The sequence below is a fragment of the Streptomyces sp. NPDC005775 genome (assembly GCF_042871565.1).
Classification (GTDB): domain Bacteria; phylum Actinomycetota; class Actinomycetes; order Streptomycetales; family Streptomycetaceae; genus Streptomyces.
This window is the reverse complement of the sequence record NZ_JBIAIU010000002.1, coordinates 674,790-688,491: the sequence shown is the minus strand read 5'-3', so window position 1 is coordinate 688,491 and position 13,702 is coordinate 674,790. Positions and strand designations below refer to the sequence as shown.

Annotated in this window: 9 protein-coding genes; 8 read left to right on the top strand and 1 reads right to left on the bottom strand. The window is 68.8% G+C overall.

Annotated elements, in window-relative coordinates; all coding sequences use genetic code 11:
• The 5 genes from ACFYPA_RS06985 to ACFYPA_RS06965 all read left to right on the top strand — a co-directional run bounded on the left by ACFYPA_RS06985 (nt 1) and on the right by ACFYPA_RS06965 (nt 7,270).
• Complete coding sequence (locus tag ACFYPA_RS06985; protein WP_359084430.1) at nt 1-1,098, top strand: substrate-binding domain-containing protein; 1,098 nt, start codon at nt 1-3, stop codon at nt 1,096-1,098.
• 218 nt (nt 1,099-1,316) lie between these two features.
• Nucleotides 1,317-2,111: an ATP-binding cassette domain-containing protein gene (locus ACFYPA_RS06980; protein ID WP_359084429.1), complete on the top strand. Its 795-nt coding sequence runs from the start codon at nt 1,317-1,319 to the stop codon at nt 2,109-2,111.
• On the top strand, nt 2,108-3,430 hold the full coding sequence (locus tag ACFYPA_RS06975; RefSeq protein WP_389130234.1) for a sugar ABC transporter permease: 1,323 nt from the start codon (nt 2,108-2,110) through the stop codon (nt 3,428-3,430). Before ACFYPA_RS06980 ends, ACFYPA_RS06975 begins: the two co-directional genes overlap by 4 nt.
• Before the next feature lie 194 nt (nt 3,431-3,624).
• A complete protein-coding gene (gene dxs, locus ACFYPA_RS06970; protein ID WP_359084428.1) occupies nt 3,625-5,601 on the top strand; it encodes a 1-deoxy-D-xylulose-5-phosphate synthase in 1,977 nt (658 codons plus the stop codon).
• Nucleotides 5,602-5,764: 163 nt separating this feature from the next.
• Nucleotides 5,765-7,270: an amino acid permease gene (locus ACFYPA_RS06965; protein ID WP_359084427.1), complete on the top strand. Its 1,506-nt coding sequence runs from the start codon at nt 5,765-5,767 to the stop codon at nt 7,268-7,270.
• 57 nt (nt 7,271-7,327) lie between these two features.
• On the opposite strand, the gene ACFYPA_RS06960 is transcribed toward ACFYPA_RS06965, so the two are convergent.
• Complete coding sequence (locus tag ACFYPA_RS06960) at nt 7,328-8,419, bottom strand: LCP family protein (RefSeq protein WP_389130407.1); 1,092 nt, start codon at nt 8,417-8,419, stop codon at nt 7,328-7,330.
• Nucleotides 8,420-8,806: 387 nt separating this feature from the next.
• Between ACFYPA_RS06960 and ACFYPA_RS06955 the strand changes: the two genes are divergently transcribed.
• From ACFYPA_RS06955 to ACFYPA_RS06945, 3 genes are all read left to right on the top strand, one after another.
• The gene (locus ACFYPA_RS06955) at nt 8,807-9,820 is read left to right on the top strand and encodes a hypothetical protein (RefSeq protein ID WP_389130231.1); all 1,014 of its coding nucleotides are present in this window, start codon (nt 8,807-8,809) and stop codon (nt 9,818-9,820) included.
• Between the two features lie 337 nt (nt 9,821-10,157).
• Nucleotides 10,158-11,975, top strand: a complete 1,818-nt coding sequence (locus ACFYPA_RS06950; RefSeq protein WP_389130228.1) for a stealth family protein — start codon at nt 10,158-10,160, stop codon at nt 11,973-11,975.
• Between the two features lie 53 nt (nt 11,976-12,028).
• Complete coding sequence (locus ACFYPA_RS06945) at nt 12,029-13,699, top strand: stealth family protein (RefSeq protein ID WP_389130225.1); 1,671 nt, start codon at nt 12,029-12,031, stop codon at nt 13,697-13,699.
• The last annotated feature ends 3 nt before the right edge of the window (nt 13,700-13,702 follow it).

Sequence of the window (13,702 nt, the reverse complement as noted above, 5' to 3'; positions counted from 1 at the left end):
ATGAACGCAATGACGCGACGCATCGTCATAGGCACGGCCGCAGTTTCGATGGCCGTCTCCCTTGCCGCCTGTGGCAAGGCCGGCGACGACAAGGACAGCGGCAGCGGTGGTGACAGCAAGACCATCGGTCTGCTGCTGCCGGAGAACAAGACCACGCGTTACGAGACCTTCGACCGCCCCATCATGGAAGCGAAGATCAAGGCGCTCTGCTCCGACTGCGACGTCAAGTACAACAACGCCGGTGGCGACACCGAGACGCAGAAGAAGCAGTTCGACGCGCTGGTCACGCAGGGTGTCAAGGTCATCATCCTCGACACGGTCGACTACAAGGCCGCGAAGTCCTGGATCCAGCAGGCCGACAAGAAGGGCGTCAAGGTCGTCGCGTACGACCGGCTCGCCGAGGGCCCGATCTCCGCGTACGTCTCGTACGACAACGAGAAGATCGGCCGCCTGCAGGGCGAGGCGCTCGTCAAGGCGCTCGGTGACAAGGCGAAGAGCAGCAACGTCGTCATGATCAACGGCTCGCCGCTCGACCCGAACGCCCCCTTCTTCAAGAAGGGCGCGCACAGCGTCCTGGACACCCAGGTCAAGAAGGTCGTCTACGAGCAGGACATCCCGGACTGGTCGCCGGACGAGGCGAACAAGAAGATGGGTGCCGCCATCGACTCGCTCGGCAAGGACGGCTTCCAGGGCGTCTACTCCGCGAACGACGGCATGGCCGGCGGCATCATCACCGCCCTCAAGAAGCAGGGCGTGAAGGTCCCGGTCGGCGGCCAGGACTCCGAGCTCGCCGGTCTGCAGCGCATCATCGCGGGCGACCAGTCCTTCTCGATCTACAAGCAGATCAAGCCGGAGGCCGAGACCACCGCCGAGATCGCGGTCAAGCTCCTCAAGGGCGAGAAGATCGACTCGCTGGCCCCGACCAAGGTCGACAGCCTGTCGGGTGAGTTCAAGGGCACCCCGTCGCGGCTGTACGACGCCACGGTCGTGACCAAGGAGAACATCGCCGACACGATCATCGCGGACGAGGTCTACAAGGCCTCCGACATCTGCACCGCGGAGTTCAAGGCGGCCTGCGACGCCGCCGGCATCAAGTAACTCCGGCTCCAGGCCCCTGCGGGCCCCCCAGCCAGTCCGGCCCCCGCCCCGTCAACGCCCCGCAAGCGGGGGCGGGGCCGGACTATCTTCCCAGGTCAGGCCGTCGGGCCGCCGCCGCCCCAGGCCACTCGGCCACCGGGCGACGACGACGGCCCGACGACCCGACCTGGCACCCCCTGCTTTGCAGCACCATCCCCGCCGGTCAGGCGGCGAAGGAGATGATTCACGTGTCCGCTACGCCCGTGCTGGCGTTGCGCGGAATCTCCAAGCGGTTCGGCGCCGTCCAGGCGCTCACCGATGTGGACCTGGAGATTCACCCCGGCGAAGTCGTTGCCCTGGTCGGCGACAACGGCGCCGGCAAGTCAACCCTCGTCAAGACCATCTCGGGCGTCCACCCGATCGACGAAGGCGCCATCGAGTGGGAGGGCGGGACGGTCCGGATCAACCGGCCGAACGACGCCCAGGAGCTCGGAATCGCCACCGTCTACCAGGACTTGGCCCTCTGCGACAACCTCGATGTCGTCGCCAACCTCTTCCTCGGCAACGAGCTGCGCAGCGCCTCCGTCCTCGACGAGATCGCGATGGAGAAGCGCGCGAAGGAACTGCTGGACACCCTGTCCATCCGGATTCCGAGCGTCCGCATCCCGGTCGCCTCGCTCTCCGGTGGTCAGCGCCAGGTCGTGGCCATCGCCCGCGCCCTGATCGGCGACCCCAAGGTCGTCATCCTGGACGAGCCGACCGCCGCCCTCGGCGTCGAGCAGACCGCGCAGGTCCTCGACCTCGTCGAGCGGCTGCGCGAGCGCGGCCACGGCGTCATCCTCATCAGCCACAACATGGCCGACGTGAACGCCGTCGCCGACAAGGTCGCGGTGCTCCGTCTGGGCCGCAACAACGGTGTCTTCGACGTCGCGACCACGTCCCACGAAGAGGTCATCGCCGCGATCACCGGCGCCACGGACAATGCCGTCACGCGCCGCAAGGCACGCACAGCCACGAAGGAGGACGCGAAGTGAGCGACCTCGCCAAGACCCCCGGCCCTTCCACCGACAAGATCGAGAAGTCCGCCACGGTGCCGGCCCAGGCCGAGCCGTCGGCAGCCCCGATCCCCGCGGTGGACCCGCGTCTCCTCATCCGTGAGGAGGGCTTCAAGGGCTACTGGTCGGAATTCACCCGCAAGGTGCGCGGCGGCGAGCTCGGTTCGCTGCCCGTCTTCGTGGGCCTGATCGTCATCGCGATCGTCTTCCAGCTCCAGAACAACAACTTCCTCTCCGCCAGCTCCGTCGCCAACATCGCCGTCTACAGCTCCGGCCTCGGCATCATGGCGGTCGGCATCGTGTTCGTGCTGCTGCTCGGCGAGATCGACCTGTCGGTCGGTTCCGTAGCGGGCGTCGGCGCGGCCACCTGGGCCGTGCTGAACGTCAACCACGGCTGGCCCGAGTGGCTGGCGATCGTCACGGCGATCCTCGCCGGTACGGCGCTGGGAGCCCTGCACGGCTTCTTCTTCGCCAAGATCGGTGTGCCGGCCTTCGTCGTTACCCTGGCCGGCTTCCTCGGCTGGAGCGGTCTGCAGGACTGGCTGATGGGTGGCGAGGGCTCGATCAACACGCCGTCCGGCAGTGTCGTCGAGGACCTCACCAACTACTTCTTCGCGGACAAGGGCGTCGGCTACGGCCTGGCCGCGGTCGCCGTCCTCGCGTACGCCGCCTCGCTCCTGCGGGACAGCAAGCGCCGCAAGGCCGCCAACCTGCCGGCCCGCCCCATCACCGAGATCGTGCTGCGCACCGGTGTCGTCGCCGTCCTGTGCTTCGTCGTCGCGTACGTCCTGAACGAGCCGGCCGGCGCCCGCGGTCTGCCGCTTGCCCTGGTGCTCTTCCTCGCCGTCCTCGTGATCGCGGACTTCGTGGCCCGCCGTACGACCTTCGGCCGTCAGGTCTTCGCGGTCGGCGGCAGCCCGGAGGCCGCGCGCCGCGCCGGTATCAGCGTGGACCGGATCCGGATCACCGTCTTCGCGCTCTCCGGCACGCTGGGTGCCTTCGGCGGTCTCTTCATCGCCAGCCTCTCCGGCGGCGCGACCAAGAGCGTCGGCGGCGGCAACACCCTGATGCTGGTCATCGCGGCCGCGGTCATCGGCGGCACCAGCCTCTTCGGTGGCCGGGGCAAGGTCTGGTCCGCACTCCTGGGCATGATCGTCATCCAGTCGATCCAGCAGGGCCTGAACATGATCGGCATGGCCAACGCCGTGCAGTACATGATCACCGGCGCGGTTCTCCTCGCCGCCGTGGTCATCGACTCGGTCTCCCGCCGTACGCAGAAGACCGCAGGCCGCGCGTAGCCTCACCGGGCCCGGCGGGGCCCGGTGACCACGCAAGGCCGGACAGTGCCCGACGCCCCTCCGGGGGCGCCGGGCACTGTCACGTACCGGCGCGAGGTGGGACAGCACACTCCCGCCCGATGTCCGTGGCGGCGGGCGGAAGATTAGACTCAGCGGATCGGCATGCTCGACCAGCACAATCGCAAGGAGGCACGGTGACACAGCCGCGCGAAGCGCGTCAGGCGGTGACAGGCGACGGATGGGATCTGCTGGCCCGCATCGGCGGACCGCGTGACCTGGACCGGCTCACCCCCGAGCAGCTGGAGCAGCTCGCCGAAGAGATCCGGACCTTCCTCGTCGACGCCGTCTCCAAGACCGGCGGACACCTCGGACCCAACCTGGGCGTGGTCGAGCTGACCATCGCCCTGCACCGGGTCTTCGACTCCCCGAAGGACAAGGTCCTCTTCGACACCGGCCACCAGAGCTATGTGCACAAGCTCCTCACCGGCCGCCAGGACTTCTCGAAGCTCAAGAGCAAGGGCGGCCTCTCCGGCTACCCCTCGCGCGCCGAGTCCGAGCACGACGTCATCGAGAACTCGCACGCCTCGACCGTGCTCGGCTGGGCCGACGGCCTCGCCAAGGCCAACGAGGTGCTGGGCAAGGACGACCGCGTCGTCGCGGTCATCGGAGACGGCGCGCTCACCGGCGGCATGGCCTGGGAGGCGCTGAACAACATCGCCGCCGCCAAGGACCGCCCGCTCGTCATCGTCGTCAACGACAACGAGCGCTCCTACGCCCCGACGATCGGCGGCCTCGCCAACCACCTGGCGACCCTGCGCACCACCGACGGCTACGAGCGCTTCCTGGCCCGCGGCAAGGACCTCCTGGGACGCACCCCGGTCGTCGGGAAGCCGCTGTACGAGACGCTGCACGGGGCCAAGAAGGGCCTGAAGGACTTCATCGCCCCGCAGGGCATGTTCGAGGACCTCGGCCTGAAGTACGTCGGCCCGATCGACGGCCACGACCTGGAGGCCCTGGAGTCCGCGCTCCAGCGCGCCAAGCGCTTCGGCGGCCCCGTCATCGTGCACTGCCTCACGGAGAAGGGCCGCGGCTACACCCCGGCCCTGCTGGACGAGGCCGACCGTTTCCACGCCGTCGGCAAGATCCACCCCGACACCGGCCTGCCCGTCGCCACCTCCGGCCTCGACTGGACCTCCGTGTTCGGTGAGGAGATGGTCAAGCTCGGCAAGGAGCGCGAGGACATCGTCGCGATCACCGCGGCCATGCTCCAGCCGGTCGGCCTGACCAAGTTCGAGAAGGCCTTCCCGGACCGGATCTACGACGTGGGCATCGCCGAGCAGCACGGCGCGGTCTCCGCGGCCGGCCTCGCCACCGGCGGTCTGCACCCGGTCTTCGCGGTGTACGCCACCTTCCTCAACCGCGCCTTCGACCAGGTCCTCATGGACGTCGCCCTGCACAAGTGCGGTGTGACGTTCGTCCTGGACCGGGCCGGGGTCACCGGTACGGACGGCGCCTCGCACAACGGCATGTGGGACATGTCGATCCTGCAGTGCGTGCCGACCCTGCGCATCGCCGCCCCGCGCGACGCCGACCAGGTCCGCGCCCAGCTGCGCGAGGCCGTCGAGGTCGACGACGCCCCGACGGTCGTCCGCTTCTCCAAGGGAGCGGTCGGCCCGTCGGTCAAGGCCGTCTCCACCGTCGGCGGCATGGACGTGCTCCGCGAGCCGGCCGCCGCCCGGCCCGACGTCCTGCTCGTCTCCATCGGGGCGCTCGCCCCGATGTGCCTGGAGATCGCGGACCTGCTCGACGCCCAGGGCATCTCGACCACCGTCGTCGACCCGCGCTGGGTCAAGCCCGTGGACGAGGCCATGGCCCCGCTCGCGGCGAAGCACCGGGTCGTCGTCACCGTCGAGGACAACAGCAGGGCCGGCGGCGTCGGCTCCGCGGTCGCCCAGGCGCTGCGCGACGCCGACGTCGACGTACCGCTGCGCGACTTCGGCATCCCGTCGGTCTTCCTCGACCACGCCTCCCGCAAGGAGGTCATGGCGGAGATCGGACTGACCGCGCCGGACATCGCCCGTCAGGTCACCGGTCTGGTCGCCAGGCTCGACGGCCGCTACGAAACGGACACGGAGAGCCGCTCCGCGGTGGTGGAGCCGGTCCGGGACTGACCCGCACACCGCCGCACGCCGATTGGGCCGGTCGCCCACCCTGTACGGGTGGTCCGACCGGCCCATTCGTGTGAAATACCGCCGTGAGCGGCGTGCTGCGGGGGCCCCGGGAGCGGGCGGGTCCGAATCATGGCGTACACGACGAGTGCGTGGAGGTACGCCGGTGAGCACCCAGCAGGACCTGCCCCCCAGCGGGGACGGACTGTTCAGGACCAAAACGGTCGAACAGTCGATCCGCGACACGGAGGAGCCGGAGCACGCCCTCAAGAAGTCCCTCTCCGCCCTGGACCTCACGGTCTTCGGAGTGGGCGTCATCATCGGAACCGGCATCTTCGTCCTCACCGGCAAGGTCGCCAAGGAGACGGCGGGCCCGGCCACCGCCATCGCCTTCGTGGTCGCCGGCATCGTCTGCGCCCTGGCCGCGCTCTGCTATGCGGAGTTCGCCTCCACCGTCCCGGTGGCCGGCTCGGCGTACACCTTCTCCTACGCCTCGCTCGGCGAACTGGTCGCCTGGATCATCGGCTGGGACCTGGTCCTGGAGTTCGCGCTGGGCACGGCGGTCGTCGCGGTCGGCTGGTCCGGCTACGTCCGCTCGCTGCTGGACAACGCCGGCTGGCACCTGCCGGACGCGCTCTCCGGCCCCGACGTGGCGGACGGCTTCGGCTTCGACGTCCTCGCCTTCGTCCTGGTCCTCGTGCTGACCGTCATCCTGGTGCTCGGCATGAAGCTCTCCGCCCGGGTCACGACGGTGGTGGTCGCCATCAAGGTGGCCGTGGTCCTCATCGTGATCATCGCGGGCCTGTTCTTCATCGACACCGCGAACTACTCGCCCTTCATCCCCGATGCCCAACCACAGCCCTCCGGATCGGGCCTGGACGCCCCGCTGATCCAGCTGATCTTCGGTTACTCCCCCACGAACTTCGGCGTGATGGGCATCTTCACCGCCGCCTCCGTCGTCTTCTTCGCCTTCATCGGCTTCGACGTGGTGGCCACGGCCGCCGAGGAGACCAAGCTCCCGCAGCGCGACATGCCGCGCGGCATCATGGCCTCGCTCTTCATCTGCACCGCGCTCTACGTGGCCGTGTCGATCGTCGTCACGGGCATGCAGCACTACACCGAGCTCTCCGTGAGCGCCCCGCTCGCCGACGCCTTCAAGGCCGTCGGGCACCCCTTCTACGCGGGGGTCATCAGCTTCGGCGCCGCCGTCGGCCTCACCACGGTCTGCATGATCCTGCTGCTCGGCCAGACCCGGGTGTTCTTCGCGATGAGCCGGGACGGCCTGCTCCCGAGGTTCTTCTCGAAGACGCACCCGCGGTACCGCACCCCGTACCGCCCGACCATCCTGCTCGGTGCGCTCATCGCGCTCATCGCGGGTTTCACCAGCATCAACGAGCTCGCGACGCTGGTGAACATCGGCACGCTCTTCGCCTTCGTCGTCGTCGCCCTGGGCGTCATCGTCCTGCGCCGCACCCGCCCCGACCTGCACCGCGCCTTCCGCACGCCGTGGGTTCCGCTGCTCCCGATCGTCTCGGTCGCCGCGTCGGTCTGGCTGATGCTCAACCTGCCGGCGGAGACGTGGCTGCGGTTCGGCATCTGGATGGTCGTCGGCGTGATCATCTACTTCGCGTACGGCCGCGGCCACAGCCGGGTGAACCGCACGAAGGCGTGACGCGGACGGCCCCGCCTGCCCGGTCGGGCAAGCGGGGCCGTGCGGTCTGTCGCCGTGTCAGCCGCCGGTGGCGGGGGACTTCTTGGCGGACTCCGGAATGGCGGCGTCCGTGCGGATCGCCTTCCAGAGGGTGTCGGCCTGCGGCTGCGCGGCCACCACCCGGTTCTTGTCGATCTTGTCGTAGGCGACGGGGAGCATGATGGTCTCCATCGACGCCGGGTCGACGCCGTTCATCGAACGGGCGAAGCTGGTCAGCGACGTGAGCGAGGCGAGACCCTCGTCCGTCGTCAGCGACTTGGTGGCGGAGTTGGCGATCTTGTACGCACTGGTCGGACTGCCCAGCAGGTCCTGCTTCTGGACCTCGCTGAGGAGGGCGAACAGGAACTGCTGCTGGAGCCCGATGCGTCCGAGGTCGCTGCCGTCGCCGATGCCGTGACGGGTGCGTACGTAGGCCAGGGACTGGGTGCCGTCGAGCTTGTGGGGGCCGGCGGTCAGGTCGAGGCCGGAGGAGGTGTCGTGGATGTCCTGCGGGACGTCGACGGTGACGCCGCCGATGGCGTCCACGAGGCCCTTGAACCCGGCGAAGTTGATCTCCAGGTAGTGGTCGATGCGTACGCCGGACATCTTCTCGACGGTCTTCACGACGCAGGCGGGACCGACCTGGGAGTAGACGGAGTTGAACATCCTGCGCTCCGCGGCAGGCACCTCGGTCCCGTCGGCCTTGGTGCACTCGGGCCGGGTCACCAGCGTGTCGCGGGGGATGGAAACGGCGACGGCCCTGCTGCGGCCCTCGGGTATGTGCACGACCATCGCGGTGTCGGAGCGGGCTCCGCTGACGCTGCCGCCACCGCCCAGCTCCTTGTTCTCGGCACCGGCGCGCGAGTCCGAACCGAGGACCAGCAGGTTCTGCCCGCTGGTCGGGAGCTTCTCCGGGCGGTCCTCGCCCAGCGCCTTGTTGATGTCGACGCCCTTGATGTTCCCGTCCAACTGGCTGTAGAGCCAGTAGCCGGTGCCGCCCGCGGCGATCAGCAGGACGAGCAGGACGGAGAGGGTGATCTTGAGGCCCCGGCGGCGCTTGCGAGGGCCTCCCGTGCGCTTCCGTCTGCCGCCGTGAGAGGCCGAACCACCTTCATGCGTGTCCTGGGACATGGAGTCGTGGCTCATCGTGGTCGAGTCCTCAAATCTCGTGGCCCGAGGTGGGCTGTGGAGTGCGTGGGACTCGGGTGGGGGGTGTGGCCGGTCCGTGTGTGCATGACTGAGCGAGCACTATAGAACAGAGGATCGTGCGAATGGGTGTTCCGGCCGCCGGTGAGGGCGCCTTCGCCGGGGAGTGCGGAGTGCTGGCGCCCTGCCGTGGGGCGGCTCGGTGCTGAGCATATGATGTTGTCGGCCCCGAGCGCGGGCGACAAAGAATCCGGTGGAGTGGAGAGGGTGTTACGGGTCATGCGGAGAAGAGGATCGGACTCCGCGGGCAGTACCCCCTCTCTCGCGTCGTCCGGACGCCACCAGGTCTCCGGAACGCCGCGCGGACGCTGGATGCCGCTCGGTAAGGACGGCAGGCTCACGCTCTACTCCCGGACGGACGACGGTCTGCTGCGCTGGACGCAGCGGAGCCCGGGCGGCGACCGCTGGGACGGCCCGGACTTCGTGCCGATCGCCGACCTGACGGACCTCACCATCGTCCAGGGAGCCGACTCGTACGTGCACTTCCTCGGGCGGCGTGAGCGCCGGGGTTCCGACGGGCCGAGTGTGGACTTCGTACACGCAGTCCAGTACCAGACCGGCCGCCCGGTCGCCGAGTGGCGTTCCCTCGGCAACTTCTACCGTGACGCCGAAACGGGCCGGAAAGTGGGTCCGCCGGCCGGGGTCGTCGACGCGAAGGGCACGGTCTTCGTCTTCGTGCGCAACGCGGGCGGTGGCCTGCAGATGCGCCGCGAGGGCAAGGGCGGCAAGTGGGCAGCCTGGCAGGACCTCAAGGGCGCCGGACTCGCCGCCGAGATCGTGCCGTCGGTGACCTCGCGCGGGCTCGTGGAGGTCTTCACGTCCGGCGATCGTGGGGTGCGGCAGTGGCGTCAGGAGGATCCGGACGGCACACCGCTGATCGCTCCACCCGTGCCGTTCCATGCCCTGGACGGTTCCGTGACGGCCTTGGAGACGGCGCCAGACCGCCTCACCTATTACTGGACCGACCCGAACAGGACGGGAGTCGTCTCCTACCGCGTGGGTGCCTGGCCCGTGCCGGTGGGTGGACAGCCTGGGGACGGTGCCGTGGTCGCACTGCGCACCCCGCTCGACGGCTATGACTGCACGGTTCTCGCGCAGCGCGGGGCGGGTGGCACTCTGCTGATCGGGGTCTGCGGTACCGAGGAGGAGCAGGGTGGCGTCTGGTGGTCGGACACCACCGAGGAGTGCGTCGGTGATCCCGCGCTCGCTCTCGACGGGAACGGCCGCGTCGTCGTAGCGGTGCGTGGACAGGACGGGGCAATGTCCGTCGCCCGGCAGGAATCGGGCCCGGGGCTCACGCTCTCGCCGCACTGGCACCGACTGTGACCTGACGGCACCTGCTGGAGTGCCGAGCGGGGCGACACCGATGTGTCGCCCCGAATTCATGTGATGTTTCCGTGCAGCCGTAAAAGGTTGTACGAATAATCGGTGGGATTCATCACGGGCATATGTCGGTTATGTCCGCCTCGGTGGCTGGACGTTGATCGGCTCTTTATGTGAAGGTTCTGTGACTTGCTCGGCAGGTGAGCAGGTGTGACCGTCCAGTGGGGCGGTCTTAACGGGGATGACAGGTTTCGGTCTCGTGCCGTCCGTCGCCCGGGCACGAGGTGGTGCCTGGTTGCGGCAGACGCTGGACCGCAGTGGCGTGGGTGGTGGATGCCTCGTGGCCGGTTCCGGTAATCCGGAGGCGGGATCGCTGGTTTCGGCGTATCGGTTTGTGGTTCCGGCGGGCGCGCGACGAGGCATCGTCCGTAAGGTTCCGGCTCCGCTGCGATCCGTCGTGAAGTCCTCGTTCACCTCCGTCGACGCCATCCGGTCGGCGACGGTCGTCTGGGCGATGGGCGGCCGCCGCAATGCGCCCCGGCACAGCGCGGCCTCGATGCGCCGGGTGGTGCGCGTCAAGGGCCGGCACATGCATGCCCTGGTGGTCGACGGCGCTACGGCGTGGGCTGCCCGGGCCCGGAATCTGCACATCCTCATTGCCGCGCTGGAGGCCGGGGGCATCGAGTACTTCTGTCTGCGAGGTGCTACGAGCGACGTGCCGACGGTCGCGGTGCCCGCGGGGCTGCGCGAGTCGGCGGAGGAGATGCTCCGGATCGCCTTCGAGCAGACTCCGGGTTACGTGGGTGCGGCCGCCGCTTCGGAGTCGGGCATGCGATCTGGCGACGAAGACAAGTCCTGGCGCCAGCTGCGCAGGCACGATGCCCTCCGGATCGCCTGGTACGTCACCGACCCGACCCAGGAGCTCGTGTTCGGTGCTGATCAGGGCTGCGACCTCGAGTTCTGGGCGGAACGGGCAGGCCGACTGGTGGCGCCCCGCCCCAACCGGGTGGTTGACGAGGTGGCGGTCGACGCGCCGCACCACATCGTCCCGCAGGCCCTGTTCGCCCTGGTGCCCGGTGCCTACACCACGGGCAGCGCGCGTACCGTGGCCGAATTCACCCGGCCCCTGGCAGAGGACCACCTCTTCCCCATCGACGTCGTCTACACCTGGGTCGACGACTCCGACCCCAAGTGGAGCGCCCAGCGCGACGCGGTCCGTGCCGGGCGGATGGGCGGCCCACCGCAAACCCTGCATGCCCAGGCAGCCAACGACGCGCGCTTCACCAGCCGCGACGAACTGCGCTACTCCCTGCGCTCCCTGCACCAGTACGCACCCTGGGTCCGCACGGTCTATCTGGTCACTGCCGGGCAGGTACCCAGCTGGCTGGACACCGACGCCCCAGGCATCAAGGTCGTGGATCACCGCGAGATCTTCTCGGACCCTGACGCGTTGCCCACGTTCAACTCGCACGCCATCGAAAGCCAGCTCCACCACATCGAGGGTCTGTCCGAGCACTTCCTCTACCTCAATGACGACGTGTTCCTCGGCCGTCCGGTCGGCGCCGACCGCTTCTTCCACACCAATGGCCTGACCAAATTCTTCCAGTCCAAGGCACTCATACCGAGCGGCCCGGCGGGCAAGGACGACCTGCCGGTGAACGCCGCGGGCAAGAACAGCCGAGCACTGATCGAGCGGTCCTTCGGGACCCGTATCGCGCAGAAGATGAAGCACACCCCGCATCCACTGCGCCGCAGCATCCTCGCCGACATCGAGTTGGTCTACGGCGAGGAGCACCACCGCACCCAGCACTCCCGTTTCCGGTCACCCGACGACGTGCCGATCGCCTCGTCCCTGCACCACTACTACGGCTTCCACACAGGCCGTACGACGTCCGGCAACCTGCGCTACCAGTACATCGACCTCGCCGCCGACCAGGCCCGGCGCCGCCTGAACAGCCTCCTCGCTCATCGGAACTTCGACACGTTCTGCCTGAACGACACCGTCGAGCATCCGGACCCGGAGGCACAGGAACACATGATCCGGAACTTCCTGGACGCGTACTTCCCCGTCCCCAGCCGCTTCGAGCGGGTGGACTCGGACGAGTACCGCAACGCGGCCCGGCCGATCCAGTCGCAGAAGGCCGAGATCAGGCGGTGAGCGGAGCGCTCCCCCTGCCGCAGCACCCATCCCCCGTGACGAAAGTGAAACGCGTGTTTGACACCTCCAGCCGAGAGACGGCTGGCGAGACCTCCGTGGGCACCGGCCCTCGCCCGGAGCCCACGCCGGCGCACCTGCGCAGGGGCCGCACGGAGCGGCAGGTCATCGTGGACATGCACAAGCGTGTCGCGCTGGTGCACGATCGCCTCACGCCGCTCGCCGCGCGTGAGCTGAACAACCTGGAGGTCCGCCGCGCCCTGGAAGCCGAGCGGATCGACTGGTTCGCGGTGCCGGGCCTCGACGACACCGCCTCCGCGGTCGGTGTTGACGCGCGTCGACGCCCCCAGGTCCTGGCGGCGCTACGGGCCCGCCTGTCCAACAGCAGGGGCTACGTCGCCCGCCCCAAGGCCGGAATGGCTCCCGGCGACGGTGCGTGGGAGGGTTCCTCGGCCAAGACGTGGGAACGGGCGAACGGCCTCTCCGTCGTGCGCGCCTTCTGGTTCCGCACCACGGAAGAAGGCCACCTGACGCACGGTGCCGACACGGGCTGTGACGTCGAGTTCTGGGAGCCCGCGGAGAGCGTGCCCGGCGCGGGAGTCGACCGCCTCGTCGCACCCCGTCGCAACCGCGCCAGCGAGCACGTCTTCCTCGGCCACGACCAGCTCGTCGTCCCCGGAGAGCAGATGACCAGGCTCGTGGGCCGGGCCCACGGGTCCGAGGTGCCGCAACTGCGCCCGACGCGCACCCGCCCCGAACTGGACATCGCCTTCCCCGACGAACACCCCTTCCCCATCGATGTCGTGTACACCTGGGTGGACGGCGACGACCCGGCCTGGCAGCGGCGCCGCGCCGAGAGCCGCGGTGAGGTCTTCCACGCGGAAGCGGCGAGCCTGGCACGTTATGTCTCCCGCGACGAGCTGAAGTACAGCCTGCGCTCGGTGCGGATGTTCATGCCGTGGGTGAGGAACATCTACATCGTCACCGACCAGCAGACTCCGCACTGGTGGGCCGCCGGCGACGGCAGAGCCCGCGTGGTGGACCACCAGGAGATCTTCGACGACCCCTCCCACCTGCCCACCTTCAACAGCCATGCGATCGAGTCCCGACTGCACCACATCCCCGGGCTGTCACGCCACTTCGTCTACTTCAACGACGACATGTTCATCGGGCGGACCCTCACTCCCTCCGCGTTCTTCCACCCGAACGGCATCGCCAAGTTCTTCCCGTCCCCGGCACAGGTCCCCTACGGGCCCCCGGAACCCGACGAGGTACCCACCTCGGTGGCCGCGAAGAACAACCGCCGGCTCATCCACCAGCGGTTCGGCCGCACGCTCGTACAGAAGATGAAGCACGTGCCGTACGCGCTCAACCGGGACATCCTCGCCGCCATCGAACAAGACTTCCCCGAGGAGCACCGGGGCACCTCCGCCAGTCCCGTGCGGAGCAGCACCGACCTGTCCATAGCCTCCTCGCTGCACCACTACTACGGCTACTACTCCGGGTGCAGCCTGCCCGGAGACCTCCGGTACGGCTACTTCGCGCTCGACGATCCCGAGCTGGAGCACAAGCTGGAACTCCTGCTGCTGCGCCGGGACCGGGACACCTTCTGCCTCAACGACTCCGCGAGCGACCCCGCCGAGATCGAGCACCAGAGCCAGCTGCTCCACCGATTCCTCGAAGCCTTCTACCCGGTGCCGAGCCCGTACGAGAAGACGGCGGCCTGAGCC